Consider the following 20479-nt stretch of genomic DNA (forward strand, 5'->3'; position numbering starts at 1 on the left):
TGGAAGGAGAGAGAGCTATGGAGAATAAGCAGACGATGATTGAGCACCTGACAGGCGTCAAATCTTCGAAAATGAATTATTATACCGAGCTGAAAAAAACAATTCAGGAGCTGGAAAAAAAGAATATTAACCTTGAAATTATGAATGAAAGTCTTAAAAGCTTTAACGTCAACATGGATATTGACGACATGTTAAAAAACGTCCTGGAAAAATTGCAAAGGGTGTACTCGGTTTCAAGGATCAGTCTCAGCCTTCTTGAAGAAGGAGAGCTAATCCTGACAAATGTTTATCCCCTTGACTCCAAGTTTCTCCAGGTCGGCTCAAAGCTTCCATCCGATGAATCTCTTTACTGGGAGGCTATCTATCAAAAGAGTGCCACCTTGTACTCGTTCCCTTTGAAAAAGGAGGAGGTTCCATATATCGAGCGGCACACCTTTGAAAAGCTGGGCATGGAAAGTGTCCTCGCTCTTCCTCTTTTAAGTAAAGAACGAGTTCTTGGGGTATTGAGCCTTGGAAGTAAGGAATTTGCAGCCTACAGTGAGGATGATCTTTCCTTTTTTCAGCAATTTGCCGACCAGCTTGCTGTCTGCATAGAGAATTCACGTCTTTACAATGCTGTGCTCCAGGGAAAAAAAGAATGGGAGTCCACCTTTAACGCCGTAGAAGATATGCTGTTTCTAATTAGTGAAGAGGAAAAAATTCTGCGATTTAACCAGGCTGTGTTGAACTTTTTTAAAGTGAAACTGGTGAAATTATCGGGAGACACTACGCTGACATTCTGTTTCGCCATCCAAAGAGCAAAGGAGAAGAGCTTGATTTCAGCCATTCCCAGCATGCCCGCCTTGTTTTGGAGGATAATCGAATTTGCGAGATGAATACGTATCCCGTTATCACCGATGATAACCAGCTTCACGGCATTCTTTTATATATAAAAGACGTAACAAAACGAACACATATTGAAGCTCAGCTCATGCAGTCGGGCAAGCTTGCCGCGATCGGGGAAATGGCAGCGGGAGTCGCTCATGAGCTGAACAGCCCTCTCACCGCCATTCTTGGCAATGCCCAGCTCCTTTTACGTCAGGCCGATCAAGAAGACATAAGCTATGAGCTTTTAACAGACATTCGAAACTGCGGAGACCGCTGCAAGCATATTATCAGAAACTTACTGACATTCTCCAGGCAGGATGAGTACATGTTTCAGGAGTGCTCCTTGAACCAGGCCGTAGAGCAGGTACTGAGCCTAGTGAAATATCAAATTGAACGTCAGCATATACAGGTGACGGTCACCCTTGCTTCTGAGCTGCCTGCGTTTAACGGAAGCATGCAGCAAATTGAGCAGACGATCATTAACCTTTTATTAAACGCCAAGGATGTCCTTTTAGAAGAAGAAAAAGAAGAGAAGTGTATCTTAATTGAAACAAAAGCGATTATTAAAGAAGGAGAGGAGTGGGTGGAATTAACTGTGGCCGATAACGGCAAAGGGATCCCTCCTCAGCAGCAAACCGAAATCTTTCATCCTTTTTTTACGACAAAAGAAACAGATAAAGGAACAGGTTTGGGTTTGTCCGTAAGCCTTGGAATTGCAAAGGCCCATGGCGGCATGCTGACTGTAACGAGTGAAGAAGGAAAAGGGAGTTGTTTTACCCTGCTGCTGCCGGCTAAAGGAGGAACGCATGAAGAATATCCTGATCATTGATGATGAACGTGAAATCTGCACTTTTTTATCTCATTTGCTTACATTAAAGACGTATCACGTGACTACAGGGTTAAATGGAGACGATTTTTATAAACACACAAAGGCAAAACAGTTTGATCTCGCCATCCTGGATGTTCGTCTTCCTGATGCTGACGGACTGACACTGTTAAGGGAGTTAAAGAGAGAGCAGCCTTCCTGCAAAACGTTGATTATGACGGGCTACAGCACTGTCAAAACAGCTGTAGATGCCATCAAGTCAGGGGCCAATGATTTTATTGAAAAGCCCTTTGATGATATCGATAAGCTTGAGGAGCAAATTGACGGCTTGCTTGAAAATGGAACAAATCAAATGGAAAAGCACGTGCAATCTATCGCTGATCAGGCAGGCTTTTTTCTGGGAAGATCCGAGGCGATGCGTCACCTTGCTGCTTTTGCCTATAAAATAGCCCAAAAACAGCTTAGCGTGTTGATCGAAGGAGAAACCGGAAGCGGCAAAGAGGTGCTTGCCAGGTTTATTCATATGGCCAGCCATCGCAGCAAGGAAAGATTTATTGGAGTGAATTGCGGGGCTCTCTCTGAGCAGCTTTTGGAAAGTGAATTGTTCGGCCATGAAAAGGGAGCATTTACCGGAGCCGTGGAAACCAGGAGAGGGCTCTTTGAGCTTGCAAGCCAGGGAACACTTTTTCTGGACGAAATCGCCGAAGCTACTCCACAGACTCAGGTGAAGCTTCTGCGGGTGCTTGAAGCAAGAGAGTACTACCCGGTAGGAAGTGAAAAAGTAAAACGGACCAATGCAAGAATTTTGGCGGCAAGTCACAAGGATTTGCAGGAAGCAGTCAAGGAAAAAGCCTTTCGCGAGGATCTTCTGTACCGGCTGAATGTAGTCAAGCTTACGATTCCTCCTCTTCGTGAACGGGTGGATGATCTTGAAGAGCTCACTGCTTTTTTAGTCAGCCAAAGCGAACGTCCTGACATGACAGTCAGCAGCGAGGCCATGTCGGTAATGAAGAAATACCACTGGCCGGGGAATATTCGAGAGCTCTCTAATGTCATCTCCCGGGCAATTGCCCTTGCAGACGAAGAGACCACAATGATTCCTGTTTCTCTTCTGCCTCATACCTTTCACGAATCTCCAGCAGAAAAGGAAGCCGGTGCCGCTGTGGAGATACCTCAAAAGAAGGAAAGCAGCAGCCACTCCACTGCTGAGTTCGAACGCTACCTTCAAGAATGGACAAGTCATGTACTTTCCTTATGGCGTCAGGAGGAACCGCCTCCTCTCGAAGAGGTATTAGATAAGGTGAAGGAGCTTGAACAGGTTACCGGGCAAGCATTTGTGGAGAAAACCCTGCAACAGACATATGGAAATCGAAGGGAAGCGGCCAGGCAGCTGGACATTACGATGAGAAAGATTCGTTATATATTAAATGAAAAAGGGACACCATCTTCTGGATAGACCAACGGAAGCCTGCCAGGTTGATTATGAACCAGGCTCGATGGGTGAAACATTGCTCACATCAGACACCATCTTTGCAAGGAAGGAGCCAAACGACGCTCTCCCAAAGAAAAAAGAGGACCAGCAGGTGAAAAGCAGGTGTGTTCTGCTTTAGCCTGGGTCCTCTTGGTACTACCATGTGATTGTGACTATCTTGGTTAAGAATCAAAAGAATTTAAAGCATTCACTCCGTGAGCCAGGGCTGACCCCGCTTTTAATGCGGTAGCGACCATGATCACCTCTGCGACTTCCTCTTTAATTGCACCGGCTTTTCTGGCACCTTCAATGTGAACCTCAATGCAGTACGGGCAGCCTGTGGTATGGGCGACCGCCACAGCAATCAGCTCTTTTTCTTTTACAGTAAGCGCCCCTTCCTTCAAGGCTTTTTGGTCAAAATCAATAAAGGAAGCAAAGCTCTCTCCACTCAAATCTGAAAACTCTTTTATCCGTGCAAAATATTCTTTTTTATAAAGGGAGCCGTCGGATTCTCCGTCATAGGCATTAAGAGCATTTACACCGTGAGCAGCGGCTGAGCCGGCTTTAAGAGCCGTGGCTACAAAAATCGCTTCGCTCATTTCCTCTTTGGTGCCTCCGGCTTCTTTGAGGTTTCCGACATGAACTTCAATGCAGTACGGGCATCCGGTTGTATGAGCAACTGCCACCGCTGTTAACTCTTTAAGCTTAACGGAAAGAATACCACTTTCCATAACGCTTTGGTCAAAATGGATAAAGGCTTGAAAGGACTCTGGTGAAAGTTGTGAAAACTCACGAATTCGGGAAAAATAAGATTGATCATACAAAGCTTCCGTCATAGAATCACCCCGGAATATAGATAGTTTTTTCGAAACAGAAGGACTGACTACTGAAGTTAAAAGAATCCAAGAGCGTCTTTACTATAGCTTACGAGTAAATTTTTCGTCTGCTGATAGTGGCTTAGCATCATCAAATGATTTTCCCGTCCGATTCCTGACATTTTGTAGCCGCCAAATGCTGCATGGGCAGGGTAGTCGTGATAGCAGTTCGTCCATACACGGCCAGCCTCAATTTCTCTGCCAAAACGGTAAGAGGTATGGAAATCTCTTGTCCATACACCTGCCCCCAGACCATAAAGGGTATCATTTGCAATCGATAAAGCTTCTTGATCGTCCCTAAAGGTCGTCACCGATAAAACAGGTCCGAAAATTTCTTCCTGAAAAATACGCATGCTGTTATTTCCCTCAAAAATAGTTGGCTGAATGTAATAGCCATCCTTTAACTCACCGTTCAAATCATTTCTTCCCCCGCCGGTAAGAAGCGTTGCTCCTTCTTGTTTACCAATATCTATATAAGAAAGAATCTTTTCCACTTGTTCTGTTGATGCCTGGGCACCCATCATCGTGTGTGGATCAAGTGGATTTCCTGTCTGTATTTCTTTTACACGCTTGAGCGCGCGTTCCATGAAGTCGTCATATATGGATTCATGAATTAAAGCACGAGAAGGGCAAGTACACACTTCTCCCTGGTTTAACGCAAACATAACCATGCCTTCAATGGCTTTATTTAAAAAGGCATCATCCTTTGCCATGACGTCTTCAAAGAAGATATTTGGGGATTTTCCCCCAAGCTCAAGTGTCACAGGGATAATATTTTCTGAAGCATATTGCATGATCAATCGTCCCGTGGTTGTTTCTCCTGTAAAGGCGATTTTATTAATTCTTTTGTTTGATGCAAGAGGCTTTCCCGCTTCTACGCCAAAGCCATTTACTACATTTAATACTCCCGGAGGCAGAAGATCCTGAATAAGCTCCAGAAGAACCATAAGAGAAGCAGGGGTCTGTTCTGCCGGCTTTAAAACAATGCAGTTTCCGGCAGCCAAAGCAGGCGCCACTTTCCATGTTGCCATAAGGAGAGGGAAGTTCCAGGGAATAATCTGCCCGACCACACCGAGAGGCTCATGAAAATGGTAAGCAACCGTGTCGTTGTTAATTTGGCTGAGGGATCCTTCCTGGGCGCGAATGACTCCGGCAAAATATCGAAAATGGTCAATGGCTAAAGGCAGATCAGCGTTTAACGTTTCACGCACCGCTTTCCCATTGTCCCAGGTTTCAGCTACCGCAAGCTTTTCTAGATTTTCTTCCATCCTGTCAGCGATTCGCTGGAGAAGAAGAGAACGTTCGCCTGCTGACGTTTTGCCCCAGATTTCCTTTGCTTTGTGAGCTGCATCCAACGCTTTCTCTATGTCCTCAGAAGTGGAACGGGCGACCTGGCAAAAGGCCTGCCCGGTGACTGGAGTGTACACATCAAAGTAGTTTCCATTCACAGGGGGTGTCCACTCGCCTCCAATGAAATTATCATATCTTGCTTTAAAGGATACGAGGGCATCTTTTTCTCCTGGCTTTGAATAAATCATAAGTGGACCTCCTTTTTATAGAAAACCCGGCCTGTAGCTTCCTACCGCCGGGTGTCCTGTTTGTTTTACAATGTCTGGGCTTTTTCGGCCGGCTTTCTGTTATAGGAAGCAGCCACGATTTGTTTGATTTCATCTAAGGTGGCTTTTCGAGGATTGGTTAAGGCGCACGCATCATTCATCGCGTGGATGGCAAGGGTTTCAATATCCTCTTCTTTAGCTCCCATTTCAGCGAAGCCATCAGGGATTCCTACGTCCTTACACAGCGTTTCAATCGCTTCAATCGCTTTTTCTGCAGCAGCACGCTTGGACAGTCCTTCAATGTTTTCACCGAGAGCTTCGGCAATGTCAGCAAAGCGCTCAGGCTTGGACATTAAGTTAAAGCGCTCGACGTGGGGAAGAAGGATCGCATTACACACGCCATGAGGGAAGTTGTAAATGCCTCCGAACTGGTGGGCGATCGCATGCACATAGCCAAGGGATGCATTGTTAAAGGCCATCCCGGCAAGGAACTGAGCATATGACATCTGGTTTCTTGCTTCAATATCTTCGCCGTTTGCTACCGCGGCGCGTAAGTACTTGCTCACTAGACGCATCGTTTGCAGAGCGCATGCATCAGTGATAGGAGTAGCATCAGTAGACACATAGGCTTCCACCGCGTGAGTAAGGGCGTCTATTCCCGTAGCTGCAGTAAGTCCTGCCGGCTTTTTCACTGTTAAAATAGGATCATTTATCGAAATTTTTGGCGTGGTATGTTTATCAACGATCGCCATTTTTACTTTTCGCTCTGTATCTGTGATGATGCAGAAGCGGGTCATTTCACTAGCTGTTCCGGAAGTTGTATTGATAGCTACAAGAGGAGGGAGCGGATTAGTGGATTGATCCACACCTTCATAATCGTGAATTCTTCCTCCATTAGAAGCAACAAGGCCGATTCCTTTCGCGCAGTCGTGAGAGCTTCCCCCGCCAAGAGAGACGATCGAGTCGCATCCTGAAGACTCATACACCTCAAGACCTGCTGCTACATTGAGATCCGTAGGATTTGGTTCGGAACCAGGGAAGATTTCAACATCCACACCGGCGGCTTTAATGATGTTGGCCACATCGTCTGCCACACCCATGTTATAAAGTCCTTCATCCGTGACAATGAGAGATTTTTTCATTCCGAGGTTCTTGATTCTTTCCCCGGCTTCATTCACTGCTCCTACTCCCATTAAGTTGACACTTGGAATAAAGAATCCATACACCTTTTCTTCTACCATTTGATCTCCTCCTCATATAAATCAAAGTTTCACACCTTTTTATTGCAAAGAGCATGCCAACTTTCTTTAAAAAAGGAAAAATAGTTTGGTAACCGCTGTGGTTGTAAGCGTTTACCTTGATTAAGGAAGAAAAGAGCTGAGTCATTTTTTAATAGAGATGCCGAGGAAATGGCTGTGACAGGCCGAAATTTCGGCTCAATCAAGCCAGAGGTTTGGAGGACTGTTTATTTTGAGACCAGTTTCTCGCAGTATTTATGTCTTAAAAAGCCTGTCTATTCCCATCCTCTCCTGCATAGGGTTATAAAAGCAGATTTGGGGGAGGGGACGGCATGGAAGAATGGATCGTACTGGGCATTATCGCTGTCGCTCTTGGCATGGATGCCTTTTCTATGTCGCTTGCAATGGGAATGAACGGAATCAAAGTAAGGGAAAGGCCGAAAATTGCAAGCACGATCGGAATGTTTCATATATTGATGCCTTTAGCCGGGATTGCCGGCGGCAAATGGATTGCCTCTTCTTTTGAACAGCTCGCTCTTTGGGTAGGAGGAGGGCTTTTAATTTTAATCGGTCTGCAGATGATCTGGACAGGGGTCGGGTCCAGCAGCGAAAATAATACCATTACACCAAGAGGGCTTGGGCTGCTGCTGTTTGCCTTGCTTGTAAGTCTGGATTCTTTTTCAGTAGGTATTACTCTTGGCATTGTAGGGGCAAAGATTGTAGCGGTCCTTCTTCTATTTGGTCTTACGAGTGCTGTAGCAACGTGGATGGGTTTGTTTTTAGGCACTCATGCCAAAGGGGTGGTCGGGTCTTACGGTGAAATGCTTGGCGGAGGGATACTCCTTGCTTTTGGGGTAAAGCTTCTTTTACCTCTGTAAAAATAAGTTTTTAGTAACGTGACGCTCTTTAAGATTTGTGGTCTACATAAAGAGCACAATTCGACATGTCGAGAATACAAGGTTGAACTTTTGGTAATTCAGTGAGGATGCTCCCCATCTTGAGGGAGTAACAAATTTTTTGCCACCTCGGCTATTGCTTCGTATTGAATTATGCATGTTTGTGCTAAAATAATAGAAAAAATGCAGGAAAAGAAAGGGTGCCATCATGAAAAAAATATTGTTTGTTTGCACAGGAAATACGTGCCGGAGCCCGATGGCAGAAGCTTTAATGAAGAAAAAAGCTGGGGAGCAAGTCGAAATAAAATCAGCAGGGGTTCATGCTTTTCCTGGCATGGGAGCCTCTGAAGGGACAACCTCTGTCCTAAATGAAAGAGAGATCCCTCTAAACCATTCTGCCCGACTTGTCGATAGAGAACTAGTAGAGTGGGCAGATTTAATTTTAACAATGACGAAAAGTCATTTTCAGCTTCTGGCTGCAAAGTTTCCGGCCGCAGCAGAGAAAGCTTTTACGATTAAGGAATTTGCTAATGATGAAAATCACGGGGATATTAGCGATCCGATAGGCGGCACGATAGAAGATTACCGGAACACAGCCAGAGAACTGGATGCCCTTCTAGATAAAGTAATACAAAAACTTGACTAGAAAAGGTGGGGGCTATGGGGGGACAGAAGTATGCTTTTAGTATTCGGAAAAAGCTGGTCCTGGGAATCAGCATATTATCACTGATCACGTACGGGACAAGTGGATTTTTTATCTTTTTTCTCGTGGATGTGATTCCTGAAGCCTGGGGAGTGACCGGTAATTCCTTTATTGTTCTAACACTTGTTTTAGGCTGTTTGTGGAGTATTCTGCTGGCATTCTTGGCAGCTCCGTTCATTACAAAGCCTTTGGCAAGGCTGGAAGCTGCTGCACGAACAGCAGCAGGGGGAAACATTCAGGAAAATGTGGCTGTAACCAAATCGGATGATGAGCTAAGAGCATTAGGCCTTGCTTATAATGAAATGCTTGGCAGTCTGAGAGCCATGGTTCATGATATTGAAACAAATTTTCAGGAAACGAGCCAGAAAGTGGCTGATATTACACTTGCTTCAGAGACGGCATCGAACCGGGCAGCCGGGATTGCCGGCACCATTGATGAAATCTCAGCAGGAGCTGAAAGCTCTGCCTATGCGATCCAAAACACTGCTGCCTCTATGGAGGATATCACTAGAATTGCGGAAGAAGTACATAGTAAGGCTGATTCATCCAAAGAGTCTACGAGAAAAATGGTCGATACCCTGAAGAAAAGCCGGAGTGTAACTGATTCGTTAGTAGGCGGGATTAAGCAAATGGAAAGAGATAATCAAGATTCTCTGCTAGCCGTTGAAGCGCTGGACAGGCAGGCTGGAAAAGTAGAAGAGATTATTTCTCTTGTAGGTGATATTGCCGGCCAGACAAACTTACTCGCTTTAAATGCATCCATTGAAGCAGCAAGGGCCGGTGAACAGGGCAGAGGGTTTGCAGTAGTAGCTGAAGAAGTGAGAAAGCTTGCTGACGAAAGCTCTTCAGCTGTCGAAAGTGTATCTGAAGTCATTAAGAACATCCAGGGTGAAGTGCAGAATGTGGTCTTTAAAATTAAAGACCAGGTACTGGCGGCTCAGCAAGAGTCCAAAAAAGGAACCGAAACACACCAGGCGATCGGGGAAATGGAAGCATCTGTCGAGGTCGTTGTACAAGCCGTTGATCATATTACAGAATTAATTGATAGGCAGCTCAAGGCAATCCAGGATACCTCCCAGGAAACGCAGGAGGTTGCCGCCATTGCAGAAGAAACGTCCGCAGGAGCACTCGAAGTGTCTTCGGCTACAGAAGAACAGACACAAGTAATGGAGAAATGTACAGAGAAAGCTCAGGAGCTCTCTGAACAAGCAAAAAAATTGAAGCTCACCATCGATAAATTTACAATATAAATACATGGTGCAATTCATCTCCATAAAGGATATCCTGTATAGGAAAGGGTATCATGAACAACAAGGAGGATTTATTCCATGAAAGTAGCAATTGGCGCCGACCACGGCGGCTATCATTTAAAAGAAGAAATCAAAGGTCTGCTTGATGAGTTAAATATAAGCTTTGAGGATGTCGGCTGTGACTGTACTGACTCTGTGGATTACCCTGATTACGCTTCACCAGTAGCTGAAAAGGTGGCAAACGGAGAAGCAGACAGAGGCATTCTGATTTGCGGGACAGGCATTGGCATGTCCATCGCTGCCAATAAAGTAAAAGGGATCCGCTGTGCCCTGGTTCATGATTTGTTTAGTGCGAAAGCAACGAGAGCTCACAATGACAGCAACGTTCTTGCTATGGGTGAGCGCGTGATTGGACCGGGCCTTGCACTTGAAATCGCCAAAGTGTGGCTGACGACTGATTATGAAGGCGGACGCCATGCGAACCGTGTTCAAAAGATTACAGATCTTGAAGGCTAAGAAAACAGCTGGTTGAAAAGCACCGGCCATGGAGAGGAAAATGCCCGGTGCTCCAGGCTGAGTATGTGGCTGTGCGTTGAAAATATGAAAACGATCCCTTCTCTTACGGCTATTCCCTAAGAGGAGGGATTGTTTGTAAGGGGTGGAAACGTGAATATCCAAACGGAGATAAGAGAAAGCTTGTCTACCGCACTGCAGGAATTAAGTGATGTCGTCACCCTGAATGACCGCCATATCTTTGTGGTTGGTGCAAGTACAAGTGAAGTGGTTGGTAAAAGAATCGGTTCAGCGGGTTCAGAGGAAGCTGCAGAGGAAATATTCAGCGTCTTGCAGGAATTTCAGGAAAAAACAGGTGTACACCTGGCGTTTCAGGGGTGTGAGCACATTAACCGGGCACTGGTTATTGAAAGCCGGACCGCAGAAAGGTTCTCACTGGAAGAAGTGACAGTCGTGCCCCACGCGAAGGCCGGCGGAGCGATGGCTTCCTATGCTTACCAGCACTTCAGGGATCCGGTGGTCACTGAATTTGTGAAGGCAGACGCGGGCATAGATATAGGTGACACATTGATTGGAATGCATTTAAAACACGTAGCAATACCGGTGCGAAGCTCTATAAAGGAAATTGGAGCCGCACACCTGACTATGGCGAAAACCCGCCCCAAACTTATTGGCGGTTCAAGAGCTCGTTATCCCATAGTAGAAAAATAACTGAATTCTTAATATTTTTTTATAAAAATCAAATAAAATACGTTTTTAAAAGAAAATAACGTGTTACAATAGGTCTTGGTATATAATATGACAGTAAATAACGAACATATTCAAGTAAGGGAACGAAAGGGGACACCATTTTCATGGAGAACGTAAAAAAGCAAGATCCAAAGGTATTTGAAGCGATTCAAGCAGAGCTTGGCCGCCAGCGCGACAAAATCGAACTAATTGCTTCAGAGAACTTTGTAAGCGAAGCGGTGATGGAAGCACAGGGCTCTGTTCTTACGAATAAGTATGCAGAAGGATACCCTGGCCGCCGGTATTACGGCGGGTGTGAATACGTAGACGTAGCTGAAGATATTGCCCGTGACCGTGCAAAGGAATTATTTGGAGCAGAGCATGTCAACGTCCAGCCTCATTCAGGTGCCCAGGCTAACATGGCGGTATACTTTACGATTCTTGAGCCAGGAGACACTGTACTTGGAATGAATCTTTCCCACGGTGGACACCTGACACACGGAAGCCCGGTTAACTTCAGTGGGGTGCAGTACAACTTTGTGGAATACGGAGTGACTGAAGACGAGCAGCGTATTGACTATGATGATGTACTTGCTATTGCAAAAGAGAGCAAGCCAAAGCTCATCGTAGCCGGAGCAAGTGCCTACCTCGTGAAATTGATTTTGCAAAGTTCCGCGAAATCGCTGATGAAGTAGGAGCTTACTTAATGGTCGACATGGCTCATATTGCTGGATTAGTCGCAACAGGAGACCACCCAAATCCAGTTCCCCATGCTCACTTTGTAACGACAACAACTCATAAGACACTTCGCGGTCCACGCGGCGGTATGGTCCTTTGCAACGAAGAATTTGCAAAGAAAATAGACAAATCGGTATTCCCTGGCTTGCAGGGCGGCCCTCTTATGCACGTAATCGCAGCAAAAGCAGTAGCTTTTGGAGAAGCTCTTCAGGGTGACTTCAAAACCTACGGACAAAATATCATTAAGAATGCGAAGAAGCTTGGTGAAGCTCTTGTAGAAGGCGGAGTGGACCTCGTTTCCGGCGGCACCGACAACCACTTGCTTTTATTGGACTTGCGCAAGCTTGGCATCACTGGAAAAGTAGCGGAGAAAGCTCTTGATGAAGTCGGCTTAACGACAAACAAAAACGCAATTCCTTACGACCCGGAAAGCCCGTTTGTAACAAGCGGTATCCGTATTGGGACAGCAGCTGTGACCTCCCGGGGATTCGGAGAAAAAGAAATGGAAGAAGTAGGCGCCATCATGGCACTTACTCTTAAAAACCATGACAATGAGGAAAAACTCCAAGAAGCCAAAGACCGTGTCAAAGCACTAACAGAGCAGTTCCCAATGTACGAAAACCTGTAAATAAGGTGCATGAGAAAGCAGGAGCCAAAGCAGGCTTCTGCTTTTTTCCGGTTTTTCGGTGCCTGGCACCCTGCCGCTCTGTAACATTCCTGTAACATTCCACCTTTTATCCAGCCAGGGTGAGAGGAGAAGTTTGGTGCAGCAGGGAAGCGAGCAAAGCTGCAGGGTGCCAAATTAGCAGGCTGTGTGAAAGGACCAACAAGAAAACTTACAAATATTTTCAGAATCATAACGCTTTTTAACATCTCTTGAAGGAAGAGCTCTTTTTCTGTAGAATCTTCAAAGAATATATAATATGGCACGTAAGCTTTTAAGAAAAAGGAGCGCATGCATTCATGGGTAAAGTACATGTTTTAGATCATCCGTTGATACAACATAAACTAACATTCATTCGAGACGTAAACACAGGCACGAAAGAATTTCGCGAGCTCGTAGACGAAGTAGCAGCTTTAATGGCTTTTGAAATCACAAGAAACCTTCAATTGCAGGAAGTGACAGTGGAGACCCCAGTCGGTCCCGCCCAGTCATACACTTGCAGGGAAAAAGCTTGGCCTTGTTCCGATTCTTCGTGCAGGACTTGGAATGGTAGATGGAATTCTTGATTTGATACCAGCTGCTAAAGTAGGGCATGTTGGACTCTATCGTGACCCTGAAACTCTTCAGCCTGTTGAATATTACGTGAAACTTCCTAGCGACGTGGAAGAGCGTGAGTTTATCGTTATTGATCCAATGCTGGCTACTGGCGGTTCAGCTGCTGAAGCTATTAACAGTATCAAAAAACGGGGAGCCACCAACATTAAGCTCATGTGTTTGATTGCTGCTCCAGAAGGTGTAGAAGTGGTTCAGGAAGCACACCCTGACGTGGAAATTTACCTGGGTGCTCTTGACCAGAAGCTAAACGAAAAAGGCTACATTGTCCCTGGCCTCGGGGATGCCGGCGACCGTCTTTTTGGAACGAAGTAACATTCACCTATTAGGTACGGCAGACCATTGAACCAAGGAGCGGCGAACGTGGAAAAAAAGATTAAAGTCATGACTGTTTTTGGGACAAGACCTGAAGCCATTAAAATGGCACCTCTTGTTTTAGAGCTGAAAAAGTATTCAGAAGAGATTGAGCCGATGGTAACGGTAACGGGACAGCACCGAGAAATGCTTGACCAGGTGCTGGAGGTTTTTGATATAAAACCTGACTACGACCTGCAAATCATGCAGGCCAGACAAACACTGGCAGGTGTGACGACAAGAGCTCTTGAAGGCCTGGATGATGTCATCAAAAAAGTAGAGCCGGACGTGGTTCTTGTTCACGGGGACACGACTACTACGTTTGCGGCTGGTCTGGCAGCTTATTATAATCAAGTTGCTGTTGGTCACGTAGAAGCTGGTCTGCGAACGTGGGACAAGTATTCTCCTTTTCCTGAAGAAATGAATCGTCAGCTGACAGGCGTCATGGCCGATCTTCATTTTGCTCCTACAGAAAAGGCTGAAAAGAATCTATTAGATGAAAATAAAAAGTCTGAACATGTATATGTGACAGGGAATACAGCTATTGATGCCCTAAAGACAACCGTTTCAGAGGACTACCACCATGAAGCTCTTGATAAATTGGGTGATGATCGTCTTATTTTAATGACTGCTCACCGCAGAGAAAATCTGGGCGATCCTATGCGGGGCATGTTTAGAGCGATCAAGCGCATTGTGACAGAGCATGAAGACGTACAGGTCATCTATCCAGTTCACTTAAACCCTGCCGTTCGTGAAGCAGCAGACGACATTTTAGGGAATGATCCCCGCATTCACCTGATTGAACCTTTGGGAGTGCTCGATTTCCATAACTTCGCATCAAGGCAGAGATCATTTTAACAGATTCAGGGGGCATTCAGGAAGAAGCTCCTTCCCTGGGGAAGCCTGTTCTCGTTCTTCGTAACACAACAGAGCGACCAGAAGGAATTGAAGCTGGAACCTTAAAGCTTGCCGGGACAGATGAAGAACGTATCTACAGCCTGACAAAAGAGCTGTTAACTGACCGCGACACATATGAAGGAATGGCAAAGGCATCTAACCCCTATGGCGATGGTGAAGCTTCACGAAGAATTACCGAGGCAATCCTGCATTACTTTGGGAAAAAAGAAGATAAGCCGGATACCTTTCGGCCGTTATAAAAAACTGGCTCATTCACTATTGAATGAGCCAGTTTTTTGTGCTGCAAACATTTGTCATCCACCCACAGACGGTGCCTGGCACCAATAAAGGTCTGTAACAAAAAAAGACGGGAAACCAGCGTTGAAAGAGGAATGCGGCAATTTGAAATGTTACAAGAGGCTGGGGTGCCAGGCACCGGAGAGAGGATGTAACACAGAAACTCCTGGAACCTGCGTCAGGAGAGGGAAGCGTCAGTTTGAAATATTACAAGGTGCTGGGGTGCCAGGCACCGGAGAGAGGCTGTAACACAAGAAATTCTGGAACCTGCGTCGAGAGAGGGAATTGGCAATTTGAAATGTTACAAGAGGCTGGGGTGCCAGGCACCCGAATACAAAAATGCACCCCGATATACCCCCAAATACGGACCCGGCTTATGAATATTTTTTTCTTGTTTTTGAAAAGATAAGCAAAAAAGAGGGAGGAGCGCCTAAGTGGGTAAACACAAATTGATGATAGTCCTCCAGCTTATTATAATATTCAATTTTGTATGGTCTCCGTTGACAATCTATGATGCCTACGCTGTAGATGAGAGGACCACCGTTATTATCTCAGTGGAAAACAGTGAAGACCTGGATGCAGTTAAAGACAGGATTGAGGAGCAGTTGCCGGACACGGAAATAAGGCAAAGCTACAAAAATGCATTTTATGGTCTGTCCGTTTCTCTTGTTGAAAAAGATATTCCCCGTCTAGAAGCTATAGAGGGCGTAAAAAATAGCCACCAGGCGGTCGCCTATGAAGCTTCTCTCAATGAAAGCATTCGCTTTATTGGAGCCGAGGATATTAGAAATAAGCTTGATGAAAATGGAGTTCGTCTTACAGGAAAAGGTGTGAAAGTAGGTGTCATTGATACAGGCATAGACTATAATCATCCGGATCTTCAAAAAAACTATAAACAAGGATATGATCTCGTCGATGACGATGAAGATCCTATGGAGACTAAATCCAGGAAGGGGAAGGGAACTCTTCATGGAACACATGTGTCGGGTATTATCGCAGCTAACGGGACGGTACGGGGAGTAGCGCCGGAAGCCGACCTTTACGTATACCGTGCCCTGGGCCCTGGTGGGCATGGTTCAACGGAGCAGATCCTGGCAGCAATTGAAAAAGCCATGGAAGACAAAGTGGACGTTTTAAATCTTTCACTTGGCAGTCCTATAAATGGACCGGACTGGCCGACTAGTGAAGCATTGGATAAGGCGACACAAGCGGGGATTGTAACCGTCACCTCAAATGGAAACAGTGGACCAGATATGTGGAGCGTGGGTTCTCCAGGAACGAGTGAGAAGGCAATATCGGTCGGTGCTTCCATGCCTCCCTTGAAAATCCCTGTGCTTACTTTGTTTTCCCAGAATGACCGTTCCATTCCTATTTTATCCATTCAAGGAAGCCTGCCGTGGACCTTCCAAAGAGATCTTCCTTTAGTGGAAGGAGGCCTTGGCCTTGAAGATGATTTAACCTCTGTATGGGGGAAGGCGGTTCTCATAGAAAGAGGCGGTGTTTCCATAAGCACAAAAATAAAAAATGCAGAAAAGGCGGGAGCCATAGCTGTTCTGATTTATAACAATGTTTCCGGTCCATTTGCAGCCGGAACAGAACAAGCATCCAACATTCCTGCAATCAGTATTTCCAAGGAAGACGGAGAGTTTTTATCCAAAGCAATAAAAGGAGATCAGGCTGCAAAAGAATCTGCAGCTACAGTGATCCGTACAACCTTTGAAGAAGAAGTGGATCACATGGCACTATTCAGCTCACGAGGGCCGGTTACGCAATCATGGGATATTAAACCGGATGTAGTGGCTCCAGGAGTGGAAATAGACAGCACTGTACCAAATGGCTACCTTGCACTAAACGGCACAAGCATGGCTGCTCCTCACGTAGCTGGTGCCGCAGCTCTTTTAAAACAGGCTCATCCTGACTGGTCCCCTCTTCAGATTAAAGCAGCCTTGATGAATACCGCAGTTGCGTTAAAAGATAACGAAGACCATCGATATCCTCCCTTTGTGCAAGGAGCTGGGAGAATAGACATACCAAAAGCGGTGGAAGCTGACACATTAGTCCACCCGGGAGCTTTGTCCTTTGGCGTATGGGAGTCAGCCCAGCCTGAAGAGAAACAAAAGCAGAAGGTGACCATTGAAAATCATACAGACAGCAAGAGGACCTACACCTTTTCTGCACCTACCGGTCTTGGAGTTGGTTTGCGGTGGCGCCTGCCGATGCCTGTTATTTTAGAGCCAGGTGAGAAAAAAGAAGTGACGATTGAACTTGATATTAATCCGGAGCTTGCCTCTTACGAACGCCTTGACGGTGAGCTTTTGATAGAGGGAGGGAAGGAAACCATTCACCTGCCGTTTCTCCTCTTTGTCAATGAACCGAATTATCCGAGAGTCAGTGCTTTTCAACTAGAGCCAGAACCAGAAAAGAAAGGGTTCAAATACGAAGTGTATTTGCCGGGAGGGGCAGAGGAGCTGGAAATTGCCCTCTATGACCCGGACACGGCAGCCTACGTTGGTACTCTTGATAAAAGCAGGAATATCAATAAGGGACTATTCGAAAAGATCATACCCTTTAAAGATCTCCCTGTGGAAAACGGACTGTACATGGCGGTGATCTTTGCAAGACATAAAGACCAGGAAGATGTGTACGAAACACTAATTTTGTTAGATGAAAACGAAATTCTCTTTTCTGATGAAGAAGAGGACGTACAGTAGATGGCCGGAGGTCCCATGCAGACCTCCGGCTTTTTTCAGGGTGCCTGGCACCTCAATGGGATTGTAATATAAAAATACAAATAATCCTGCCATAAAAGGATAACAGGATGTGAAATGTTACAAAACGACAGAGGTGCCAGGCACCAAAAATTATTGTGAAAAATGTCACGCAATTGACACATTAAATAAAATTGGGGAAACCCTTGATTTAACAGTTTTTTTCTTATTTAACCACATTGACAGATGTTTTCCCCTATTGTACGATGACTAAGTATATGAGAGGGTTTACATAATAAATCTCTTTAGCTGGTTCAATGAAGCGTTACGTGGAATGAAAATCAGTTTCTACCCGCAAGGTAAATTCTTAAAGTGCCTGTATTATGCAAAAGCCTGGAAACAGGTGTGTCCTTCGACTTTGTAGGATTGTGCACAAGCAGGAAGGTGCTTTTTCACCTATATTACCGTGTATGGGGGCTGGCATGAGCAATCAAAAGAAACCTCCACAAGACTTTCGGGCCATCGCGCTGATGAGTTCTGTCTTATCTTATCTTGTAGGGCCTCTCCTCGTTGGAATTTTCGGAGGAAGGTGGCTTGATGGCTTGTTGGGCACAGAGCCTCTCTTTTTAGTGTTAGGCATCCTTGGCGGTCTTGGGGCAGGAGTGTACGGACTAGTCCGTCTGCTCGGGCATTACCTGGGAGACGATGATGAATGAAAGATTTTAGCCTAATGATCAAACAGTACACTCAGTACACCCTCTATCTGACCGCATTATATGTGCTTGGCTGGGGATTCACTCCTTATGAGACGCTTTTTCTTAGCCTGAGTTTAGGAGCTTTATTCAGCTTGTACATGCTTTGGAGCATGTACCGTAAGATAACGAAGCTTAATGAAGCAATCGACAAGGGGAAAAAGTTTTTTACAATAGGAACAGTCTCGCGCCTGGCGCTTGCAGGTTTGCTTGCACTCTTAGCAATACGTTATCCTGACACATTCAACATTGTTGGACTTGTTGTCGGTTTGATGACACCTTATATTTTGATTCTTGTCCATGCCTTATTGCAAATCAGACGCTTATCAAAGCAGTAAGCGGTGAAAAAGGGCCAAGCACTAAGAACAAGAATGCTCTAGGTAACAGCAAATTACAGGGAAAGAGGTGAGAACTCGTGGATCACGGTGCACCCATTGTGGAAGGGCTATTTGGTATTGGATGGCTCTCAGTCAACCTTTCAAACATCATGATGATCACAGTGACAGCTATTATTGTGGCATTAATAGGTATCTTCAGCGCCAGAAGTATTCAGATGAAACCAACTGGACTACAAAATGTGTTCGAATGGATCATCGACTTCGTAAGAAACATCATCAACAGTACAATGGACTGGAAGAAAGGTGAAAGATTCTTCGGTCTGGGGATTACTTTATTTCTATTCATTTTCGTAGCAAACATGCTGGGGATCCCATTTATGATCGTAGCTGAACCAGGTCATGAAGTTTGGTGGAAATCTCCAACAGCCGATCCAGTTATTACATTAACCTTTGCGGTCTTTGTAATTGTACTGACCCACTATTACGGTATCAAGATGAAGGGATTCAAAGCATATGGAGCAGATTATTTCAAACCTGTGCCATTCTTATTCCCGCTCAAGCTTGTCGAGGAAGTAGCTAACACCTTGACGCTTGGAATGCGTTTGTTTGGTAACCTTTACGCAAAAGAAATCTTGCTTGCTCTTCTCGCAGGTTTGGGAGGAAGCGGCCTGGTCGGGGCGATGGTTGGTGTAGCTCCAATGGTAGCCTGGCAGGCATTCAGTATTTTCATCGGGGCAATCCAGGCATTTATTTTCTTAATGCTGACAATGGTTTACATGGCCCATAAAGTTGAAGAAGATCACTAGTCATTGGGAATTTGCTCTTTATTCCAAGAGCTTATTAAATATTATATTTTCAAACATACATTTTTAAGGAGGATTTTACTTATGGAAGCTTTAGCAGCTGCAATTGCCGCAGGTCTTGCTGCACTTGGTGCAGGTCTTGGTGTATCTAACATTGTCCGTGCAACAGTCGAAGGGATCGCTCGTCAACCAGAACTACGTGGAACACTTCAAACTACAATGTTTATCGGGGTAGCCCTTGTTGAGGCCCTGCCGATCATTGCAATCGTAATCGCATTTATCGCATTATTCTAACAAGCATCTTGATGATTGATGTCAGAACCCAATGGCGGAGTTATATTCTCTAAGAAGCTTCGCCATTCCTTTTGTAATGACTGCTGAAAGGAGTGAATCCTATGCCTGATACAATTACATGGGGCGATACGATATTTTCGCTTGTAACCTTCATTATACTATTGGCTATCCTTCGTAAGTTTGCGTGGGGACCTCTCATGAACATGATGAAAGACCGTGAAGAACATATCGCCAATGAAATTGAAACAGCTGAGAAGAATCGTAAAGAATCTGAACAGTATTTAGAAGACCAGCGTAAGGAAATTGAGCGTGCTCGTGAAGAGGCTCAATCCATTATAGAAAATTCAAAGAAAACTGGTGAAAAGCAGGGCGAAGAAATTATTGCCCAGGCGAAGTCAGAAGCAGAACGTATCAAAAACGATGCTGTGGCTGAAATCAGCCATGAAAAGGAACAAGCTATTTCTTCTGTACGTGAACAAGTGGCGTCCTTATCTGTCTTGATTGCAACGAAAGTCATTGAGAAAGAACTTGATGAAAAAGAGCAAGAAAGACTTATCGATGAATATCTCAAAGAAGTAGGCGAGAAAGTATGAGCGCAATAGCAAATCGTTATGGTGTGGCTCTCTTTCAGCTGGCGAAGGAAAAAGGAACACTTACTCAAATTGGTGATGAATTGAATGCAGTGCAAAAAGTATTTCAGGATAACAAAAAGCTGCAAGGCTTATTAAATCACCCAAAGGTGGATATGGAGAAAAAGAAAGAAGTAATTAAAGAAAGCTTTTCCCCACTAAGCAGCACAGTTCGCAATACCCTTCTCCTCCTCCTTGAACGAAACCGCATTGATGAAGTACTGCCAATGGTAGATAAATTCCAGCATTAGCCGATGATGAACAAGGTGTAGGCAGAGCAATTGCTTACACGGTAAAACCTCTTAATGAGGAAGAACAAAAGAGAATCTCTGAAAGCTTCGCAAAAAAGGTTGGGAAGCAAACTTTATACATTGAAAACAGAATTGATAATAGTCTCATTGGCGGCGTCAAGCTCCGAATTGGGGACAAGATCTTTGATGGCAGTGTAAAAGGCCAGCTTACCCGCATT

Annotated in this window: 18 protein-coding genes and 4 pseudogenes; 19 read left to right on the forward strand and 3 right to left on the reverse strand. The window is 45.1% G+C overall.

Features of this window, described 5'->3' with window-relative positions:
• Positions 1-17: 17 nt before the first annotated feature.
• Genes JCM19033_RS27635 through JCM19033_RS24390 form a run of 4 tightly spaced genes read left to right on the forward strand, consistent with a single transcriptional unit; the run spans position 18 to position 3303 of the window.
• Positions 18-875: a GAF domain-containing protein gene (locus JCM19033_RS27635; protein WP_083465523.1), complete on the forward strand. Its 858-nt coding sequence runs from the start codon at positions 18-20 to the stop codon at positions 873-875.
• Entirely contained in the window at positions 872-1696 is an 825-nt protein-coding gene (locus JCM19033_RS27640; RefSeq protein ID WP_083465524.1) for a sensor histidine kinase, read from the forward strand. The genes JCM19033_RS27635 and JCM19033_RS27640 overlap by 4 nt, the downstream gene beginning before the upstream one ends.
• The gene (locus tag JCM19033_RS16210) at positions 1674-3149 is read left to right on the forward strand and encodes a sigma-54 dependent transcriptional regulator (protein ID WP_054637064.1); all 1476 of its coding nucleotides are present in this window, start codon (positions 1674-1676) and stop codon (positions 3147-3149) included. Before JCM19033_RS27640 ends, JCM19033_RS16210 begins: the two co-directional genes overlap by 23 nt.
• The gene (locus JCM19033_RS24390) at positions 3121-3303 is read left to right on the forward strand and encodes a hypothetical protein (RefSeq protein WP_054637065.1); all 183 of its coding nucleotides are present in this window, start codon (positions 3121-3123) and stop codon (positions 3301-3303) included. The genes JCM19033_RS16210 and JCM19033_RS24390 overlap by 29 nt, the downstream gene beginning before the upstream one ends.
• A 43-nt stretch (positions 3304-3346) precedes the next feature.
• Here JCM19033_RS24390 and JCM19033_RS16220 read toward each other — a convergent pair whose 3' ends face one another.
• The 3 genes from JCM19033_RS16220 to JCM19033_RS16230 form a co-directional block, all read right to left on the reverse strand.
• Positions 3347-4000, reverse strand: coding sequence for a carboxymuconolactone decarboxylase family protein (locus JCM19033_RS16220; RefSeq protein ID WP_054637066.1), 654 nt, complete (start codon positions 3998-4000; stop codon positions 3347-3349).
• Between the two features lie 56 nt (positions 4001-4056).
• Positions 4057-5577: an aldehyde dehydrogenase gene (adh, locus tag JCM19033_RS16225; RefSeq protein ID WP_054637067.1), complete on the reverse strand. Its 1521-nt coding sequence runs from the start codon at positions 5575-5577 to the stop codon at positions 4057-4059.
• Positions 5578-5642: 65 nt separating this feature from the next.
• Positions 5643-6836, reverse strand: coding sequence for an iron-containing alcohol dehydrogenase (locus JCM19033_RS16230; protein WP_054637068.1), 1194 nt, complete (start codon positions 6834-6836; stop codon positions 5643-5645).
• Between the two features lie 329 nt (positions 6837-7165).
• Here JCM19033_RS16230 and JCM19033_RS16235 point away from each other — a divergent pair, with 329 nt between their 5' ends.
• The 15 genes and pseudogenes from JCM19033_RS16235 to JCM19033_RS16305 all read left to right on the forward strand — a co-directional run.
• On the forward strand, positions 7166-7711 hold the full coding sequence (locus JCM19033_RS16235; RefSeq protein WP_054637069.1) for a manganese efflux pump: 546 nt from the start codon (positions 7166-7168) through the stop codon (positions 7709-7711).
• Positions 7712-7937: 226 nt separating this feature from the next.
• Positions 7938-8375 (forward strand): low molecular weight protein arginine phosphatase, encoded by a 438-nt coding sequence (locus tag JCM19033_RS16240; RefSeq protein WP_054637070.1) that lies wholly within the window; start codon positions 7938-7940, stop codon positions 8373-8375.
• 14 nt (positions 8376-8389) lie between these two features.
• Complete coding sequence (locus JCM19033_RS16245; protein WP_054637071.1) at positions 8390-9682, forward strand: methyl-accepting chemotaxis protein; 1293 nt, start codon at positions 8390-8392, stop codon at positions 9680-9682.
• Between the two features lie 78 nt (positions 9683-9760).
• On the forward strand, positions 9761-10198 hold the full coding sequence (rpiB, locus tag JCM19033_RS16250) for a ribose 5-phosphate isomerase B (protein ID WP_054637072.1): 438 nt from the start codon (positions 9761-9763) through the stop codon (positions 10196-10198).
• A 150-nt stretch (positions 10199-10348) separates the two neighbouring features.
• Positions 10349-10906 carry a TIGR01440 family protein gene (locus JCM19033_RS16255; protein WP_054637088.1) on the forward strand — a complete coding sequence of 186 codons (558 nt, stop codon included), beginning with the start codon at positions 10349-10351 and terminating at the stop codon, positions 10904-10906.
• Positions 10907-11049: 143 nt separating this feature from the next.
• Positions 11050-12290: pseudogene (gene glyA / locus JCM19033_RS16260) on the forward strand (serine hydroxymethyltransferase).
• A gap of 335 nt (positions 12291-12625) precedes the next feature.
• A pseudogene (upp, locus tag JCM19033_RS16265) lies at positions 12626-13253 on the forward strand (uracil phosphoribosyltransferase).
• 69 nt (positions 13254-13322) lie between these two features.
• Positions 13323-14449 (forward strand): annotated as a pseudogene (wecB, locus tag JCM19033_RS16270) (non-hydrolyzing UDP-N-acetylglucosamine 2-epimerase).
• A gap of 471 nt (positions 14450-14920) precedes the next feature.
• Complete coding sequence (locus tag JCM19033_RS16275) at positions 14921-17197, forward strand: S8 family serine peptidase (protein WP_157049936.1); 2277 nt, start codon at positions 14921-14923, stop codon at positions 17195-17197.
• A gap of 479 nt (positions 17198-17676) precedes the next feature.
• Positions 17677-17910 (forward strand): AtpZ/AtpI family protein, encoded by a 234-nt coding sequence (locus JCM19033_RS16280; protein WP_054637090.1) that lies wholly within the window; start codon positions 17677-17679, stop codon positions 17908-17910.
• Complete coding sequence (locus tag JCM19033_RS16285; RefSeq protein WP_054637073.1) at positions 17907-18284, forward strand: ATP synthase subunit I; 378 nt, start codon at positions 17907-17909, stop codon at positions 18282-18284. Before JCM19033_RS16280 ends, JCM19033_RS16285 begins: the two co-directional genes overlap by 4 nt.
• A gap of 77 nt (positions 18285-18361) precedes the next feature.
• Positions 18362-19090 (forward strand): F0F1 ATP synthase subunit A, encoded by a 729-nt coding sequence (atpB, locus tag JCM19033_RS16290; RefSeq protein ID WP_054637074.1) that lies wholly within the window; start codon positions 18362-18364, stop codon positions 19088-19090.
• Positions 19091-19171: 81 nt separating this feature from the next.
• Positions 19172-19381, forward strand: a complete 210-nt coding sequence (atpE, locus tag JCM19033_RS16295) for a F0F1 ATP synthase subunit C (RefSeq protein ID WP_054637075.1) — start codon at positions 19172-19174, stop codon at positions 19379-19381.
• 101 nt (positions 19382-19482) lie between these two features.
• A complete protein-coding gene (gene atpF / locus JCM19033_RS16300; protein ID WP_054637076.1) occupies positions 19483-19974 on the forward strand; it encodes a F0F1 ATP synthase subunit B in 492 nt (163 codons plus the stop codon).
• A pseudogene (locus JCM19033_RS16305) lies at positions 19971-20431 on the forward strand (F0F1 ATP synthase subunit delta); the annotation flags it as partial. The gene atpF and the pseudogene JCM19033_RS16305, both read left to right, overlap by 4 nt.
• Positions 20432-20479 lie beyond the last annotated feature (48 nt).

The sequence above is a fragment of the Thalassobacillus sp. C254 genome (assembly GCF_001310615.1).